At 43.5% G+C, this 16700-nt stretch carries 14 protein-coding genes; 13 read left to right on the top strand and 1 reads right to left on the bottom strand.

From position 1 onward, the window contains the following. Nucleotides 1-34 precede the first annotated feature (34 nt). Nucleotides 35-727: an orotate phosphoribosyltransferase gene (gene pyrE, locus ACJV2T_RS03060; protein WP_419399105.1), complete on the top strand. Its 693-nt coding sequence runs from the start codon at nt 35-37 to the stop codon at nt 725-727. Here pyrE and ACJV2T_RS03055 read toward each other — a convergent pair. Continuing rightward, nucleotides 703-1092, bottom strand: a complete 390-nt coding sequence (locus tag ACJV2T_RS03055) for a YccF domain-containing protein (protein ID WP_415682888.1) — start codon at nt 1090-1092, stop codon at nt 703-705. The two genes, pyrE and ACJV2T_RS03055, sit on opposite strands and share 25 nt — an antisense overlap. A 116-nt stretch (nt 1093-1208) precedes the next feature. On the opposite strand from ACJV2T_RS03055, the gene ACJV2T_RS03050 reads away from it, so the two are divergent. The 12 genes from ACJV2T_RS03050 (at nt 1209) to ACJV2T_RS02995 (ending at nt 16693) form a co-directional block, all read left to right on the top strand. Then, a complete protein-coding gene (locus ACJV2T_RS03050; protein WP_419399104.1) occupies nt 1209-2405 on the top strand; it encodes a zinc-ribbon domain-containing protein in 1197 nt (398 codons plus the stop codon). Nucleotides 2406-2581: 176 nt separating this feature from the next. Next, nucleotides 2582-3430 (top strand): hypothetical protein, encoded by an 849-nt coding sequence (locus tag ACJV2T_RS03045; RefSeq protein ID WP_391495856.1) that lies wholly within the window; start codon nt 2582-2584, stop codon nt 3428-3430. A 119-nt stretch (nt 3431-3549) separates the two neighbouring features. Beyond that, nucleotides 3550-4113, top strand: coding sequence for an elongation factor P (gene efp / locus ACJV2T_RS03040; protein ID WP_004111770.1), 564 nt, complete (start codon nt 3550-3552; stop codon nt 4111-4113). A 167-nt stretch (nt 4114-4280) separates the two neighbouring features. After that, nucleotides 4281-4742 (top strand): transcription antitermination factor NusB, encoded by a 462-nt coding sequence (gene nusB / locus ACJV2T_RS03035; protein WP_419399103.1) that lies wholly within the window; start codon nt 4281-4283, stop codon nt 4740-4742. 220 nt (nt 4743-4962) lie between these two features. Further along, complete coding sequence (carA, locus tag ACJV2T_RS03030) at nt 4963-6174, top strand: glutamine-hydrolyzing carbamoyl-phosphate synthase small subunit (protein ID WP_415682891.1); 1212 nt, start codon at nt 4963-4965, stop codon at nt 6172-6174. 51 nt (nt 6175-6225) lie between these two features. Next, a complete protein-coding gene (gene carB / locus ACJV2T_RS03025; RefSeq protein ID WP_415682892.1) occupies nt 6226-9621 on the top strand; it encodes a carbamoyl-phosphate synthase large subunit in 3396 nt (1131 codons plus the stop codon). Nucleotides 9622-9624: 3 nt separating this feature from the next. Continuing rightward, on the top strand, nt 9625-10536 hold the full coding sequence (pyrF, locus tag ACJV2T_RS03020; protein WP_119526452.1) for an orotidine-5'-phosphate decarboxylase: 912 nt from the start codon (nt 9625-9627) through the stop codon (nt 10534-10536). A 15-nt stretch (nt 10537-10551) separates the two neighbouring features. Further along, the gene (gmk, locus tag ACJV2T_RS03015; protein ID WP_419399102.1) at nt 10552-11160 is read left to right on the top strand and encodes a guanylate kinase; all 609 of its coding nucleotides are present in this window, start codon (nt 10552-10554) and stop codon (nt 11158-11160) included. Between the two features lie 82 nt (nt 11161-11242). Continuing rightward, nucleotides 11243-11527, top strand: a complete 285-nt coding sequence (gene rpoZ, locus ACJV2T_RS03010; RefSeq protein WP_004108619.1) for a DNA-directed RNA polymerase subunit omega — start codon at nt 11243-11245, stop codon at nt 11525-11527. Nucleotides 11528-11665: 138 nt separating this feature from the next. Continuing rightward, nucleotides 11666-12883 carry a methionine adenosyltransferase gene (gene metK, locus ACJV2T_RS03005; protein ID WP_419399101.1) on the top strand — a complete coding sequence of 406 codons (1218 nt, stop codon included), beginning with the start codon at nt 11666-11668 and terminating at the stop codon, nt 12881-12883. A 72-nt stretch (nt 12884-12955) separates the two neighbouring features. Beyond that, complete coding sequence (locus ACJV2T_RS03000) at nt 12956-15466, top strand: primosomal protein N' (protein WP_419399100.1); 2511 nt, start codon at nt 12956-12958, stop codon at nt 15464-15466. 21 nt (nt 15467-15487) lie between these two features. Then, nucleotides 15488-16693 carry a shikimate dehydrogenase family protein gene (locus ACJV2T_RS02995; RefSeq protein WP_419399099.1) on the top strand — a complete coding sequence of 402 codons (1206 nt, stop codon included), beginning with the start codon at nt 15488-15490 and terminating at the stop codon, nt 16691-16693. The last annotated feature ends 7 nt before the right edge of the window (nt 16694-16700 follow it).

Below are 16700 nucleotides of genomic sequence, written 5' to 3'. Positions count from 1 at the left end.
GTATTTAAAATTATTTTAAGAAAGAGAGTTAATTATGGCAGAATTAGATGAACGTTTTACAAAGTTTTTGCTTGATTCAGGCGCGCTTAAATTTGGTGACTTTACACTGAAATCTGGTCGTCAATCACCTTATTTTATTAACGCTGGCGCTTTTGACGACGGAATGAAAATCGCGAGCCTAGGTGCATACTACGCTGAGCGCGTTGTTGCAGCAATCGAAGATGGCAAACTTCCGAAAGATATCGACACTGTTTTCGGTCCTGCTTATAAGGGCATTCCGTTGGCAGTTTCTACGGCAATGGCTTTGACGAATAATCACAATATGCCAGTCGGCTTTACTTTCGATCGCAAAGAGCGAAAGGATCACGGCGACGGCGGAATTATGGTTGGAAAACCGCTAAAAGACGGCATGAAAGTTCTGTTAGTTGACGACGTGATGACCGCTGGAACTGCAGTTCGCGAAACTTTGCCAAAGCTTAAAGCGGAAGCGAATGTGCAAGTTGTTGGATTGATTTTGGCAGTAGACAGAATGGAACGCACGAAAGACAGTGAGCTTTCTGCAGTAAAAGCAGTAGAGCAGGAGTTTGGCTTCCCGGTTTTGCCAATTGCTAATGTGCGCGAAATTTTCGCTGCAGCTCAAAAACTCACTAATGCTGACGGTAAGCCAGTTATGGATGAGGAATTAGCTTCGCGCGCTGCAGACTACTTGCGCACGTATGGTGCGTAATTATCCTCTACAATTTCGGAACCAAACGGCCACAACGCAAGTTTTGCCATTTTGAAAGATTGTATGCCAAATGGAATGCCAACAATTGTGCAGCAGCAAATGAATCCTGAAACGATATAGCCTAATGCAAGCATTGGCCCAATGAAAAATACAATCCATAGTATGTTCCAAATTGTGCTAGTGCCGCCTTGGTAAATAACGTGTTTTCCAAATGGTGTGAGCGTGAGCTTTGCCATTTTGAATGCTTGAATGCCTAATGGTATGCCAATAACGGTTATGCAAAGAAGGAAACTCATAAATAACCAGCTTGCAGCAATGAAAAGACCGCCGAATATCAGCCACACAATATTGCCAAGAAGTTTCATAAAAGTAGTATATAAGTTTTTTAAGTTTTAATGAAGTATGATTTTTGATAAGTAATCTATTGTAAGCGGGTGTAAAATAATGCGTTGCAATAGATGTATTTATTTAAAGGAAGAATATGTTCTGCACGCAATGTGGTAATAAAAATGCTGATAATAGCAAGTTTTGCAATACTTGCGGAGCGCTTTTAGAAGTTACGCCAGCAGCCGAGTCAGCAATCCAAAATCAACAATACGAATTGCCTACTAACGAAGCTCCTACTACTGTATTTCATGCGCAGGAAGCTTTACCGGATAATCTAAGCGTTTCAGGTTCTCCTATTATGGGTTCTTCGAGCGAACAATCTTCTATGAATAATTCATCTTATGCGCAAGGCGAAGCTCCGGCTAATTATTCTCATTCAGATGAGGATAAGCGCAAGAAGAAAGTAATTATTACTTTAATAGCCGCTATTATTTCCTGTGTTTTGGTTATAGGTGCTGGTGCATGGTGGTATGTAAATAATGCGCGAACAGCTAAATCAAATAATAAAACTGAATTAAAATCATCAAAATCAAAGAATAATAGATCTAAGCAGCATGTTCTAACCAATGATGATTTAGATTCAGACGATGAAGATAGCGATGCTAGCAGCGATAAGGATAACGCTGTTGGCGCGAGTGAAAAGCTCAATACTAAAAAAATCAATAAATTAGTAAACAATTTTGCTTCAAATAATAGCGTGTCTGTAGCAATTTCTGGCAAGAAGGGCATATTGTATGAGTCTTCTAATTCTCGTAAAACATTCCCTGCTGTAGGTTTTTATTTCCCTGTTGTTCTTTATACTAAGGACAATCAACAGCATGATTATGAAGATAAGTGTGAAGATGTTATTAAGACAATGAGTAATGACTCCGCTAATGAGCTTTTAGATGATCAAGGTGGCATAGACGGATTAGATCAATGGCTGTCAGATAATGGCTATTCAAATACATCTTTTACTCGCAAATATGGTGATGTTGATGCATCGAACGATGGTCACGAAAATCTTACTTCTTCTCATGATGCTGCGATGATGCTTTCAAAAGCTATGCAAAATTCGACTATTGCCAATGCAACGGGTTACGATATTTCTGCTGATGGCGTGAATGTTCCAGACGGCATAGAGGTTATGGCTCATCGTGGTCAAGGAATTAAGAATGTTTATAACTATTTCTTGATTCTTAAGAAGGGCAAGAATAGGATCGGAGTGTCTGTTCTAACAAAAAGTGCAGATAAAGATGACGTTGCTGAATTTGTTTCAAAACTGTTGAATTTGTTGAAAAATAATCTATAAATCCATAATCTAAGTAGTAGGGCTGAAAATTATTTGCGAGAATATGGTGCGTAAATAGTTTAAATGATAGAATTTATAAGATTCGTATTTTATAAGTAGATTTTAAACTAGCGTCTAATTCTGTCTGCTAATTAAAGTCTATTTTAGTTACTTTTTAGATGGTGGAATGACTGATTATGAGAGAGCAAAATAGTTCTGTTTCTAAAAATAGTAAAGTCGTTATTGCTGTAGTTGCTGTTTCGATTATAGTAGTTGCAATCGTAGTCGCAGCAGTATTCTTCTTAACTACCAATAAAAACAAGCCGAAAAATAGTGTTTCTGCTCCTTCTAAAACTTGTATTCAAATGCGAGAAAAAGCAGTTAATGCTCAAAAAAATCTTATAAAATCTCTTTCAGATGATGACGTTATTCGCGCTATTAATATTAAAAAAGTTGAATTCAATTCGTATTCAGATGAAGCTAAAAGTGCGTTTGAAGATTTTGAATCATCATTAAATTACGCGAAATCTGATTCTAAAGAGAAAATACCTAACTGTCCTGCTGGAACTGATTCTGATAATTCTTCATCTGTTGAAAATAAGCTTTCAGATAAAGTCGACTCTTTTAATAAAGACGGAGACGCTCTTGTAAAATCTGCTAAAACAGCTTTGGAAACAGGTAGAAAAGAAATTTCTAATAAGCTATTAGAATTAGTTAAGCAAGGTCAAGAGCTTATAGATAAAACTAAGAATGTTCCTATTTTTGGTGCAGCTAAAGCCGATTTAGAAAAAGTTGTTGATACTGCAGGAAAAGCTCTTGCTAAAAGCAGTAACAACAGCGATGAATTAAACCAGTGTATTACAGATTTGCAAAATGCTATTAAAGATTATTTGGCGAAAATTAAGAAGATAAGCGCAGATTTTACAAATCTTGATGGCAATGGGTATCCGTTAAATGCTCCACATCCTAAGGATGATCAAGGCGGTTATATTCCAATGGGTCGCAGCAATAATCCGGAATCTTCAAATCAAAATGATAAACAATAATCAACTAATTGCGCTAGGAAAGTGTTGTTATTTTAATTAGTTGAGGCATTGTGGCATAATTAGCAAGGTTTATTACATGGCCGCGTTAAACGGCCTACGTCGAAAGAAACGGGTAACTCGTGGCACAGACTACCAATGATATTAAGAATGGATCGGTTTTGAACCTTGACGGTCAGCTTTGGACCGTCGTTAAGTTCCAGCACGTGAAGCCAGGCAAGGGTCCTGCTTTTGTGCGTACCACCATTAAGAACGTGCTCTCGGGCAAGATTGTCGACAAGACTTTTAATGCCGGCATGAAGATGGAGTTCGAGACCGTTGATAACCGCACGTTGCAATATTCATACGAAGATGGCGACAACTTCGTCTTTATGGATATGACCACTTACGACCAGGTTTATATTCCTAAGGTTTTGGTTGGCGAGCAGAGCAAGTATTTGCTTGAAGGCACCGACTGCATCGTAAGCTTCCATGACGGCACTCCTTTGAGTGTTGAGCTTCCAGCTTCCGTTATTTTGACTATTACTCACACTGAGCCAGGCTTGCAAGGCAATCGTTCTAACGCTGGTACTAAGCCTGCAACCGTGGAAACCGGTGCTGAAATCCAGGTTCCACTCTTCGTGGGTGAAGGCGAAAAGGTGAAGGTTGACACTCGTGACGGCTCTTACCTTGGTCGTGAAAACTAAAGAATTAATTATCTAATTAAAATAATTAGTTATCTAATTAAATTAGCTATTTATTTCTAAATAATTTTTATAGAGTGACCCGGTGGCGATTATTCGTTGCTGGGTCGCGTAATTTTTGATACAACTTTATTAAGTAATTTTTATACGTTACACAGAAGGGCGTTACGATGGCACGTTCTACCGCTCGTAAAAGGGCTTTGAATACGCTGTATGAGGCGGATGAGAAGAATCAGCATATTCTTTCTTTGCTTGAGGAGCGAGTTAAGGAGCCTGGCGCTCAAACTCCGCTCCCAGAGTACGCTGTTGAGATTGTTCGAGGCGTAGGAGAGCGACGTAACAGAATCGACAAGACGCTAAACCGCTATTCGACTGGCTGGAAAGTTGGCAGAATGGCTGTTATCGATCGAAATATTTTGCGCATTGCTGTGTGGGAAATGCTTCTTAATGATGAGATTCCAGACAAAGTTGCTATTGACGAGGCGATTGCGCTCGCAAAAATGTATAGTGACGACGAAGCTATTGCATTTATTCACGGACTTCTAAGCGCGATTATGGCAGATAAGGACGCTTGCTTGGCAAAGTTTAACGGCGAATCTCAAGAAGAAAGTATTCGTGAGGTAGAGATTTGAGATTTTTTGCACTGAGCGAGGGACGCTCGCGCGGTTAGCGCGCTCGCTACGAAACTCGCGTTGGAAGTCCACTGGACTTCCAACCTGAGCGAGTTTCCGCTCCGAGTTGCTTTCGCGCGCTACGCTCTGAGCGCGAAAGCAGGTTGTCGCGCGGCGCGTCGCCCGTCCGCCAACCTGAGTAGACTTACCACGAATATCCTAAAGCCATAAGGGGGTTAAGGTGGATTACAACGACACCTTTGCCGGATTCGGCAGTGATGATGCAGTATTGGTGTTGGAGGATGGTCAGGTTTACGTTGGTAAGCCTTTTGGTGCGCAAGGTTCTACGCGCGCTGAGATTGTGTTCTCCACGGGCATGACTGGTTATCAAGAAACATTAACTGATCCAAGTTATGATCAACAAATCGTAGTTCAAACATTCCCACATATAGGTAATACGGGAATGAATCATGAAGATCCAGAATCTGCCCACATTTGGGTTGCAGGTTACGTGGTTAAGGAGCCAAGCCCAGTAGTTAGCAATTGGCGAGCTGAAGGTTCCTTGGAAGACGATTTACAAAAGCAAGGTATCGTTGGCATTAGTGGTATTGATACTCGAAAGCTGGTACGTCATTTACGCTCGGTAGGCGTTATGCGTGCCGGCATTTTTTCTAATAAGGCCCTGGTTGATCCGTCAACCGGGGCTTTTCGTACCGTTGCTTCTTTCGTTGACGAAATTAAGCAGACTCCTCAAATGCAGGGCTTGCGCTTAACGGATGAAGTCAGCACTAAAGAAACGTATACGATTGAGCCTTGCGGTGATTTTGAAGGAAAAGATCCGCTTTACACAGTTGTAGCAGTTGACTTTGGTATTAAATCCATGACTCCTCACCGTTTGGCTGAGCGCGGCTGCCGCGTGCACGTCGTAAGCTCCTCAATAAGCTTCGAATCGCTGCAAGCTCTTAACGCAGACGGCGTATTCTTCTCAAATGGTCCTGGAGACCCTGGCCAAGCAAATCGCGAAGTTGAACTTTTGCGTAAAGTTTTGGACGCAGGCTACCCGTTCTTTGGTATCTGCTTTGGAAACCAGTTACTTGGTCGCGCGCTCGGCTTTGGAACTTACAAGTTGAAGTTTGGTCACCGCGGTATTAATCAGCCTGTAAAAGACGTTACAACCGGAAAAGTGGAAGTTACGGCTCACAATCATGGATTTGCTGTGGACGCACCTCTTGACGGCCCTGTCCAATCTCCTTACGAAAACGGACACTTTGGTCGCGTGCTAGTTTCGCATATTGACTTGAACGACAATGTTGTAGAAGGCTTGCAATGCCTTGATATTCCAGCGTTCTCAGTGCAATATCATCCGGAAGCTGCAGCAGGCCCGCACGACGCTTCCTATCTATTTGATCGTTTTGTGCAATTGATGCGCGAAAACGCTCGAAAAAGCAAGTAATACTCGAAAAAGCAAGTAAGATTTTAATATTTACGGAAAGAGAAGTTTACTATGCCAAAACGTACTGATATTAAGTCGGTTATGGTAATTGGTTCCGGTCCGATTGTTATTGGTCAGGCTGCAGAATTTGATTATTCCGGAACGCAGGCTTGCCGAGTTCTTCGCGAAGAAGGTATTCGCGTAATTTTGGTTAATTCCAACCCGGCTACGATTATGACCGATCCGGAACTTGCGGACGCAACATATATTGAGCCAATTGACACTTCGATTTTGGAGCGAATTATTGCAAAGGAGCGTCCTGATGCGCTTCTTCCAACGCTTGGTGGTCAAACTGCGCTTAATGCTGCAATGGATTTGGGTCGTGCAGGAATCCTAGAAAAATATAACGTTGAGCTTATTGGCGCTTCTTTGGAAGCAATCGACCGCGGAGAAGACCGAGAGCTTTTCAAAAAAGTTGTTGAAAAAGCTGGAGCTGAGTCAGCAAAATCCTTTATTGCTCACTCAATCGAAGAAGTAGACAAAATTGTTGAAACTTTAGGATACCCGGTAGTAGTACGTCCAAGCTTCACAATGGGCGGCTTGGGCTCTGGTATTGCTCATAATGAAGAAGAGCTTCACCGCATTGCAGGAGCCGGCATTCACTATTCTCCAACCAACGAAGTGCTTATTGAAGAAGGCATTGAAGGCTGGAAGGAGTTTGAGCTTGAGCTTATGCGCGACGCAAAAGATAACGTCGTAGTTGTTTGCCCAATCGAAAACGTCGATCCTGTAGGCGTGCACACTGGCGACTCGATTACAGTTGCTCCTTGCTTTACGCTTACCGACCGCGAGTATCAAAAGATGCGCGATATTGGTATCGCTATTATTCGAGGCGTTGGCGTCGATACCGGCGGTTGCAATATTCAGTTTGCAATCAACCCTCAAACTGGTCGCATTATTGTAATCGAAATGAACCCGCGCGTGTCTCGTTCTTCCGCGCTCGCATCTAAAGCAACCGGCTTCCCAATCGCAAAAATTGCAACGAAACTTGCTCTCGGCTACACTTTGGACGAAATTCAAAACGATATTACGCGTTCAACTCCTGCAAGCTTCGAGCCAACAATCGACTACGTTGTAACGAAGATTCCGCGTTTTGCTTTCGAAAAGTTCCCAGGAGCAGACACTACGCTTACAACTTCTATGAAGTCGGTTGGTGAAGCAATGGCTTTGGCTGGAAACTTCCAGGAATCCCTTGGAAAAGCAATGCGCTCAATCGACAAGCGTCACGCGTGCTTTAGCTGGGATGGCGAGCGCCCAAGCAAGGAAGAAGTTAATAAGCTTCTCGAAGAAATGCACACTCCAACAGAGCATCGCTACTTGCAAATTCAGCGCGCGCTTTGGGGTGGAGCTACGCCGGAGCAGATTTTTGCAGCAACAAAAATCGATCCTTGGTTTGTAGAGCAGCTGGCTCAAATTAACGAAACTGCGCTCGCAGTTCGCGAAGCTGAAACTTTAACTCCTAAAGTTTTGAAGCGCGCTAAGCTTGCTGGCCTTTCGGACGTGCAGATTGCGCATTTGCGTAATCTTGGAGACGAAGGCGAAAACATGGTTCGTGAGCTTCGTTGGGCTTACGGCTTGCGCCCTGTTTACAAGACTGTTGACACTTGCGCAGCTGAGTTCGACGCAGCAACTCCGTACTACTATTCTTGCTACGCTGACGAAAGTGAGTTGAAAAAGCGCGATCGCGAAGCTGTTATTATCCTTGGCTCTGGTCCAAACAGAATCGGCCAGGGTATTGAGTTTGATTACACTTGCGTTCACGCTGTTCAGGAATTGGGCAAGGATTACGACACTATTATGGTCAATTGCAATCCTGAAACAGTTTCTACAGATTACGACATGTCTGATCGCCTTTACTTTGAGCCTCTCACTTTCGAAGATGTGCTTGAAATTTACGAAGCAGAAAAGAAGCTTGGTCCTGTTAAGGGCGTGATTGTGCAGCTTGGTGGTCAAACTCCACTTTCGCTTGCTGCTCGTCTTAAAGCTGCAGGAGTTCCAATTTTGGGAACGACTCCTGAGGCTATTGATTTGGCTGAAAACCGTGAGCTTTTCGGCGAGGTTCTTCGTCAAGAAGGCATGAATGCTCCTCGATACGGCACAGCGTTAAGTCTTGAGGAAGCAAAAGATGCAGCTCATGCAATTGGCTACCCGGTTCTTGTGCGCCCAAGCTACGTGCTCGGCGGTCGTGGCATGGAAATTGTATACGACGACGCTCAGCTTGCAAAGTATGTTGATCGCGCATTGGATGAAGCTCGAGCAGACACTGTTGTTTCTGGCCGCTTGCCTTCGCCGCTTTTGATCGATAAGTTCCTTCAGGACGCTATTGAAATCGACGTTGACGCGCTTTACGACGGCAACGAGCTTTATATTGGCGGCATTATGGAGCATGTTGAGGAAGCTGGCGTGCACTCTGGTGACGCTGCTTGTACTCTTCCTCCAAGCACGCTTTCGGACGATCAGATTCGCCGCCTTCGCGAAGGCACGCTCTCGATTGCACGCGGCTGCTCAGTTCGCGGTCTGATTAACGTGCAGTACGCTTTTATGGCAAACACTTTGTATGTAATCGAAGCAAATCCTCGAGCGTCTCGTACTGTTCCGTTTGCTTCTAAAGCTACTGGTGTTGCTCTTGCCAAAGCTGCTGCAAGAATTATGGCTGGTGAAACAATTGCACAGCAGCGCAAGCGCGGTCTTCTTCTTCCAAAGGGCGACGGTGGTGACATTCATCCAGGTCAGCAGGTTGCTATTAAAGCTTCTGTGCTGCCATTCAAGCGTTTCCGCACTCCTGTTGGACGCACGGTTGATATTTTGCTCGGCCCTGAAATGCGTTCTACTGGCGAGGTTATGGGCTTCGACCGTGACTTCCCACATGCTTTTGCTAAGAGCCAGCTTGCAGCATACAAGGGTGGTTTGCCTACCAGCGGCAACGTGTTTGTGTCTGTAAGTGATGCAGATAAGCGTCAACTTCCGCTTCTTGCAGTGCGATTAGTGGAGCTTGGTTTTACTATTTGGGCTACTGAAGGTACAGCTTCTGTGCTTCGTCGTTATGGCATTGATTCCGTGATTGTCGACAAGCTTTCTAGTCAAGGCGACACGGCGAAAGATATGACAAATAGTGAGAAAGCGCACGAAAGAATCGGTAAGAATGTTGTAGAGCTTATCGAAAATGGTAAGATTGATATGGTATTGAATACGCCGAATTCAAGGGGATCGCGCACTGATGGTTATGCCATTCGTGCGGCAGCTGTAGCAGCTGATCTTCCGCAATTCACTACTATTACCGAATTCGCACCAGTATTAATGGCTATTGAAGCTGTTAAGAACAACGATTATCAGGTGATGAGCATACAAGAACATGCTCAGCAGCTGTTTGCAATTGAACAGGCAGAAAGTCAAGAAAGTCGGGCTTAATACATGACCGAGAGCATTCGTGATCAAGAAGTGCAGGCGCAACGATCCGATTTTGGTTTGCGTTTGAAGAACGCTATGGCAAAATATGGACCATTGTGTGTTGGAATCGATCCTCATCGCAAAATGCTGCTTAATTGGGGATACAACATGGATGCTCTTGGAGCTGAGCTTTTCTCTATGCGAATGCTGCAAGCTATGAATGGTAGGGCAGCAGCAGTTAAATTCCAATCCAGCATGTTTGAGCGCTACGGTTCTAAGGGTTTCGCAGCGCTTGAGCGTGTGCTGTATGCTGCACGTCAAATGGATATTATTACTATCGTTGACTGTGGCCATGGTGGATTGTCTACTACTATTTCTGCGCTTGCAGACGCATATTTTAAGCCTGGAGCTCCGCTTCTTGCTGATGCTATTACTTTGCTTCCTTATTATGGTGCACGTTCTATGGGCGGCTTAATTAACGAAGCTCTTAATAACGGTCGCGGTGTTTTTATTGCGTCTCTAACTTCTAATCGCGAAGGCGCAAGTTTGCAAACTGCTATTAGGCAAAGCGGAACTTACCGCGGAACTACTGTAGCTCACGGAATTGCTCAAACAGCTCAAAGTTTTAACAATAAAACTAAAGGAATGGGTTCTGTTGGTTTAATTGTTGGAGCTACTATTGGCGACTGGATGAACGGTGGCGGAATTGACGTAACCAGTTTTACTGGTCCAATTCTTTCTCCTGGTTATGGTTGGCAAGGTGCAGAAGCTGACGATTTAAAGCGTGTTTTTGCTGGTACACATGGTAATGTATTGGTAACTGTTTCGCGTTCGATTGCGTCGCATGGTCCAAATATTGGTGAACTTTCGGCTGCAACTGAACGCATAGCATTGGATATTCGTCAGGCTCTTGTTGATTCAGGCGAATGTGCGTAAACGAGAGGTAAGCAAATGGGTGCCACAGATGAGGCTGCAGTTTCGCAGTCTAGACGTCGATTAATCGTATTAACGGGTCCTACTGCGGCTGGTAAAGGCACAGTAGAAGGCATACTTCGCGAGAAGCATCCTCATATTTGGCTATCTGTTTCTGCTACAACTCGTGCGCCTAGACCTGGTGAATTTAATGGTATTCACTATTGGTTCTTAGATGAAGAAGAATTTGAGCGTCGTAGGCGTAATGGCGAATTCTTGGAAACTGCTCTGGTTCATGGCATGGCTCATTATGGCACTCTTCTTCAGCCTGTTTTGGATCATCTTACGCAAGATATTCCTACTTTGCTGGAAATAGATTTGCAAGGAGCTAGGCGCGTAAAACAAGAGGCTGCTCGTCTTGGATTAGAAGTCGTGTACGTGTTCATTGCGCCTCCGAGCTTTGAAGAGCTTAAGCGTCGTCTTATTGGTCGTGGTACTGAAACTCCTGAGCAACAAGCAAAACGTTTGGAAACCGCTAAAGTTGAGATTTCTGCAGCTAAAGAGTTCGATGTTGTTATTGTGAACGATAATGCTGAGCGTGCCGCAGATGAACTGTGGAATGTTATTGCAAGCGAATACGACTTATAGTTAAAACTTACGCAATATCCAATCGATAGCATATAATAAGCCTTTTGGAACTATTGTGGCACCATAGAATTTGGAGAATATTATGGCATTAGGCACTCAGCCAACACCTACTGGTCTTGCGAATCCACCGATTGATGATTTAATGCAACATGCGGATTCCAAGTATGCGCTTGCCTTATTTGCTGCAAAACGAGCACGTCAAATTAATGCTTATTTTACTCAGCTTAATGAAGGTTTGCTTCAAAATGTTGGCCCACTAGTTGAGTATCAAAATCAAGAAAAGCCTTTAGCTATTGCTTTCCGCGAAATTAATGCTGGATTGCTTGAAGAGACTCTTGGTGAGGACGATTTAAGCGAAGGTAATTAATAAGCCTTGCTAGTAAACGTCTTTATGGGTATTCGCAGTCGCGTATCATCCGTGCTCAATAAAGCGGATGCACGGCTGCGTTTTCGCTTTATTTAGCCTGTATTTAGCCTTTATCGACTATAAACTTAAGGGGGAAATGTGGAAGAGCGTAAATTAATTTCTGCAGAATCTGTAACTGAAGGTCATCCTGACAAGTTATGCGATCAAATTGCTGACGCTATATTGGACGATATGCTTCGTCAGGATCCTCATGCGCATGTTGCTGTAGAGGTTTGTGCTTCCGTCGGTCAGTTCGTGGTTTTTGGCGAAGTGCGTGGTGAAGTTTATAGCGATATTCCGGGAATTGTGCGTCAAGTTGTTCGTAATGTTGGCTACACGAGCTCCACAATTGGTCTTGATGCTGATTCTTGTGGTGTTATGGTTTCTTTAACTGAGCAAAGTGCGGAAATTAATCAAGGTGTTGCTAGGTTGGATGCTTCTTGCGAGAGTGCATCTTCTCGTGAGGAGCGCTACGCTGCTCAAGGTGCAGGCGATCAAGGTGTTATGTTTGGTTACGCTAGCGACGAAACAGATACTTTAATGCCTTTGCCGATTTATCTTGCTCATCGTTTAGCTCAAAAGCTTGCTAAAGTTCGTAAAGATGGCACTGTTGCGCATTTACGTCCGGATGGGAAAACTCAGGTTACTATTGAGTACGATTCCAAAGGCATGCCTAAACGTTTGGATACTGTGCTTATTTCTACTCAGCATGATCCAGAAGTTTCTAGAGACTGGTTACAAGATCAGCTTGTTGAGCATGTTGTTAATCCTGTGTTGGACGAAGTTCTTGCTCAAAAAGTTGCGCACGATTCGTACCGTATGCTTGTAAACCCTACTGGCTCCTTTGTTTTGGGAGGTCCTGCAGCTGATTCGGGCTTAACTGGTCGAAAAATTATTGTTGACACTTATGGTGGTGCTGCTCATCATGGTGGTGGAGCTTTTTCCGGTAAGGATCCTAGCAAAGTTGACCGTTCTGCAGCTTATGCAGCTCGCTGGGTTGCAAAAAATATTGTGGCAGCTGGTTTAGCTCATAGGGCAGAAGTTCAAGTTGCTTATGCTATTGGTATTGCTGATCCTGTAAGCGTAAACGTAGAAACTTTCGGAACTGAAGCTGAAGGTATTACGCGCGCAGATATTGCGCGTGCTGTGCGTGAAGTATTTGATTTGCGTCCGGCTGCGATTATTGACGAGCTTAACTTGCTTAAGCCAATTTATGCTCCAACTGCAGCTTATGGTCATTTTGGTCGTACGGATGTCAAATTCCCTTGGGAAGAAACGAATCGTATTGAGCAATTGAAAGATGCGCTAAAAAAGTAGTTTTATTGATAAATTTTGCTGTAAAATAACAGTAATTATGTGATGTAATTCAAGTAAAACTAAGGGTTATTTATGGCAGAGCAACCTTCGCTAGACGGCTTAGCGCGTAAAACAAGACGTAAGCGCAATGCTGTTTCTCTAGTGCCTGCTAATGAATGCCCTATTGCGCATGTGATGCTTGATGTTCAAGCTTCACATTTAGGTCGTACTTTTGATTACTTGATATCGCAAGATCAAGATGAATCTGCTCAGCCTGGGGCGTTTGTACGCGTTCGTTTTGGAGCACAAAAGCTCACTGGAGTTATTTGGTCTCGTTCTTCGCATACTGACACCCCTCATGCTGCTTTAAGATTTTTAGAGCGCGTGTTTCCTTCAGATGTTTTGCTTTCTAAATCTTTGCGAGACGATATTGACGCCATAGCTAAAGCTTATGGTGGAACTAGCTCAAATATTTTGCGTCTTGCTGTGCCTCAACGCGTAGCTCGTGTTGAGCATGAAGAAGTTTTTGACAACATACGCTTGCAACGCAGAAAACAGTGGCGTGAAAATCTTAAGAAGCGTTTGCAAAACGATAACAATACAAACACAGGATACGATACAAACCTAGGTTACGCTACAACTTCTCGCATGATTTATGATTACGAAAATGCAAATATTTTATACAATGCATTAATCAAAAAATCTATTGACGCAAGTTTTAGTGAAAATAAAGCAGAAAATCAATTAGTCAAGCAAGCAGAAAATAATTCTTCTCAATCTTTTATTGTAGACGCTTTACCAGGTTCTTGCCGACTTGCACAAGATTTAGCATGGATGATTGTCACTGCTTTAAGCGCGTGTAAGCAAGCTGTTGTAGTTTTGCCGACGCTAAGAGAAGTAAATGATGTAATGCGCGCACTAATGGTTTACGGTTTAAAGCCATATAAGCGCGTCAGTGAGAATCATCGTGGTTTTTCTGCTGGAAGTTTTGATGGAGATGTCGCTCGACTTTGTGCGGCTGATCCTCCAGCTGATAGATATAGAGCTTGGCGTGCAATCGCTTCCGGAATAGTTCCTTGCGTTCTTGGCACTAGAGCTGCAATGTATGCTCCAGTTGAGGGAGATGCTTTATTTGCGATTGTTGAAGATTGCGCGTACCAATATGCTGATGGCATGATGCCGTATGCTCAAGCGCGTGGCGTTATGCGGCTTCGTGCGAAAAGGCATGGCGGCGTATTTGTGTCAATGTCGTATTCCAGAAGCGCGCTTAGTCAAAGTGAAGTAGACTGCTATATGTCGAATGCGCAAGATGCGCAAACTACGCAAACTACGCAAACTACGCAAACTACTCAAACTACTCAATTTGCTCAGTCTGCGCAAAGTGTGCAAGGTGAGCAAGCTGTTCAAATTGCTAAAGCTGTTCAAACTACTAAATCTGCTAAAACTGCTGAAACAATAAGCGGATCTAGCATCCCTGTAAGCGCGAGTAAACTTGCTCGCGAAAGGTTAGTTCCGTGGGTTCGTTGGCTTAATCGTGAAGCTTTATTGAAATTAGCTGACCCAAGCATTGGCGCTCGCATACCGCATAGCGCAGTAAGAGCTATTAACGATGCTCTTTCGGATGGTAAGCCTGTACTGCTTTCTATTGCGCAAGATGGCGTGACGCAATCGGCTATATGCTCTTCTTGCAAATGTCAAGCGCGCTGTAGACGATGCACTGGGCCTCTCGATGTTGCAAATAGTCAGCAAACAGCACGTTGCTCATGGTGTGGTGCTAGTGCAATAAATTGGTCTTGTTCTAATTGTGGCAGTAGCAATATGCGAGTTATACGAGTTGGTGCTGCTGGCGTTGCAGAAGAATTATCTAAACTATTTCGCAATGTGCCTATTATTATTTCGTCACAACACCAACCGAACGGAATTATCCAGTGTATTAATGAAAAACCTGTAATTGTTGTTGCAACTCCTGGATGTGAGCCTCGCGTACAAACGCAAGACGCAAATTGTAACGGAGAATATGGTGTTGTAGCAATACTCGATACGTGGGTAAGTTTGTACGCTTCGGGGCTTGACGCGCGAATAGATACGCTTAATTCGTGGATGAAAGCTTCTGCTTTATGTGCTCCTAGAGCGCGCGGAGGAAGTGTGCTTTTGATTGGTGAAACGTATCCTGTTCTTGCGCGTGCGCTTACATTGTGGGATACGACTCAACTTTCTTGCAATGAGCTTTCAGAAAGAGCTCAAGCAATATTGCCGCCTTGTGTAACTGCAGCATGCGTATGGGGTGCTCGTGATGCGGTTATGCGTGCGCTTGAAAATATTGGTGCAATGCAAGAAAATCTTGGGTGCGAAAGTAGTCAAGATGCTGATTCTTCAGCAATTTCTCCATTATTAGGAATTGTTCCAATGCATCCGCCTGTTACAGACAGATACCAGCATTTTGACGATATTTACGACCGTGTAAAAGCAGTAGTAAGAGTTCCGCTTTATTTAAGACAAGAATTAGTGAACCGATTGCACAAGGAAGTAGCTCGTCACGTAGCAACACGTGCTGCAGGAGAGTTGCGTTTTTGTGTTGATCCAAAAGATTTATTAGCGTACTAACTTACTAAGGGGGAGAGAAAAATGTTAAAAACATATCATTGCGCAGTTTTGGGAGATCCTATTTCGCATTCGCTGTCGCCTGTGCTTCACAACACGGCTTATAAGGCTTTAGGTCTTACAAATTGGCAATATAGTAAGGAAAAAGTAAGCGAAACAGAGCTTCGCGATTTTATTGCGCATCTTGACGATTCTTGGAAAGGCTTAAGCCTTACTATGCCGCTTAAAAAAACTGTAATGAAACTCGGCACACCTTGCGACTACTGGTCGCGCGCGCTTAACGTGGCAAATACTGCAGTTTTTACTAGCAATCCGGCAACCGCTTCGCAATCGCAAATAAAGCTATACAACACTGACGTAAGTGGCATATTAATAACATTTATGCAAGCATTACATGAGCGCATATGCGAAGTAAAAAAGGCTGTTATTATTGGCAGCGGCAACACTGCGTCCTCTGCACTGGCAGCTTTAATTGAGATTGCGCAAGTAGCAAAGCTTGAGCAGGTGCAAGTTATTGCTAGAACTGAAGATGACGGTAGTGTAAAAGGCGTTGAACGTTTTAATAATCTTATACAAAAGTATTGCGCTGATTTTCCAAATAAAATAAGCATAGGTCAAAATAATAAAAGCGAAGAAAATGACGCTATGTATGAGCCTGTGCAAGGTATTGAGTTCCCAACAATAAGCGAAGAAGTATTTTCAAAATTTGCAGACTATAGCGCAGAAAAATTGAGCGCAGAAGAATTGTCAGAATGTGATAAATCTCTCATTTTGAAATCTTTAAATTCACTCGAAGCAGTTCGTGCAATCGCAGAGGCAGACATAGTCATAAGCACAGTTCCAGCGCACGTAGCAGATCCAATTGCGCTTGCGTTGAAAGCGTACTGTAAAGATAGTGCGAATAATCAAACGAAATTAGGAACATTGCTTGACGTAGTTTACGATCCTCGCCCAAGCATGCTACTTAGCGTATGGCAACAATACGGTTGCGCTATTGGCGGAGAAGAAATGCTTTTGCAACAAGCTTTAGCGCAAGTAAGTCTTATGACGATTGACTACAGGCAATCTAAAGAAAATTTTGGGAATTGTGCTGAGGATTGTGCTGAGGCTGGCGCTGAGAATTGTGCTGAGACTGGTTCTGGGCTTGGTTATAAACCTAGTGCTGACAAGGCTAGATATTACGATGACTTAAGTAGTCTCATGCGAAAAGCCTTACAGGAGGCATTATGAGCGATAA

Origin of the sequence: Gardnerella phocaeensis, from assembly GCF_048545075.1 — a bacterium.
Classification (GTDB): Bacteria; Actinomycetota; Actinomycetes; order Actinomycetales; family Bifidobacteriaceae; genus Bifidobacterium; species Bifidobacterium vaginale_J.
The sequence above is the reverse complement of the archived record's forward strand: the minus strand, read 5'-3'. Positions and strand labels throughout refer to the sequence as shown.

Bases quoted from the DNA above. Each gene is read 5' to 3' on its own strand.
- carB (WP_415682892.1), top strand. From the start codon at position 6,226: ATGCCAAAACGTACTGATATTAAGTCGGTTATGGTAATTGGTTCCGGT.
- ACJV2T_RS03000 (WP_419399100.1), top strand. From the start codon at position 12,956: ATGGCAGAGCAACCTTCGCTAGACGGCTTAGCGCGTAAAACAAGACGT.
- ACJV2T_RS03050 (WP_419399104.1), top strand. From the start codon at position 1,209: ATGTTCTGCACGCAATGTGGTAATAAAAATGCTGATAATAGCAAGTTT.
- ACJV2T_RS03055 (WP_415682888.1), bottom strand. From the start codon at position 1,092: ATGAAACTTCTTGGCAATATTGTGTGGCTGATATTCGGCGGTCTTTTC.
- ACJV2T_RS02995 (WP_419399099.1), top strand. From the start codon at position 15,488: ATGTTAAAAACATATCATTGCGCAGTTTTGGGAGATCCTATTTCGCAT.
- ACJV2T_RS03045 (WP_391495856.1), top strand. From the start codon at position 2,582: ATGAGAGAGCAAAATAGTTCTGTTTCTAAAAATAGTAAAGTCGTTATT.
- pyrF (WP_119526452.1), top strand. From the start codon at position 9,625: ATGACCGAGAGCATTCGTGATCAAGAAGTGCAGGCGCAACGATCCGAT.
- nusB (WP_419399103.1), top strand. From the start codon at position 4,281: ATGGCACGTTCTACCGCTCGTAAAAGGGCTTTGAATACGCTGTATGAG.
- gmk (WP_419399102.1), top strand. From the start codon at position 10,552: ATGGGTGCCACAGATGAGGCTGCAGTTTCGCAGTCTAGACGTCGATTA.
- pyrE (WP_419399105.1), top strand. From the start codon at position 35: ATGGCAGAATTAGATGAACGTTTTACAAAGTTTTTGCTTGATTCAGGC.
- rpoZ (WP_004108619.1), top strand. From the start codon at position 11,243: ATGGCATTAGGCACTCAGCCAACACCTACTGGTCTTGCGAATCCACCG.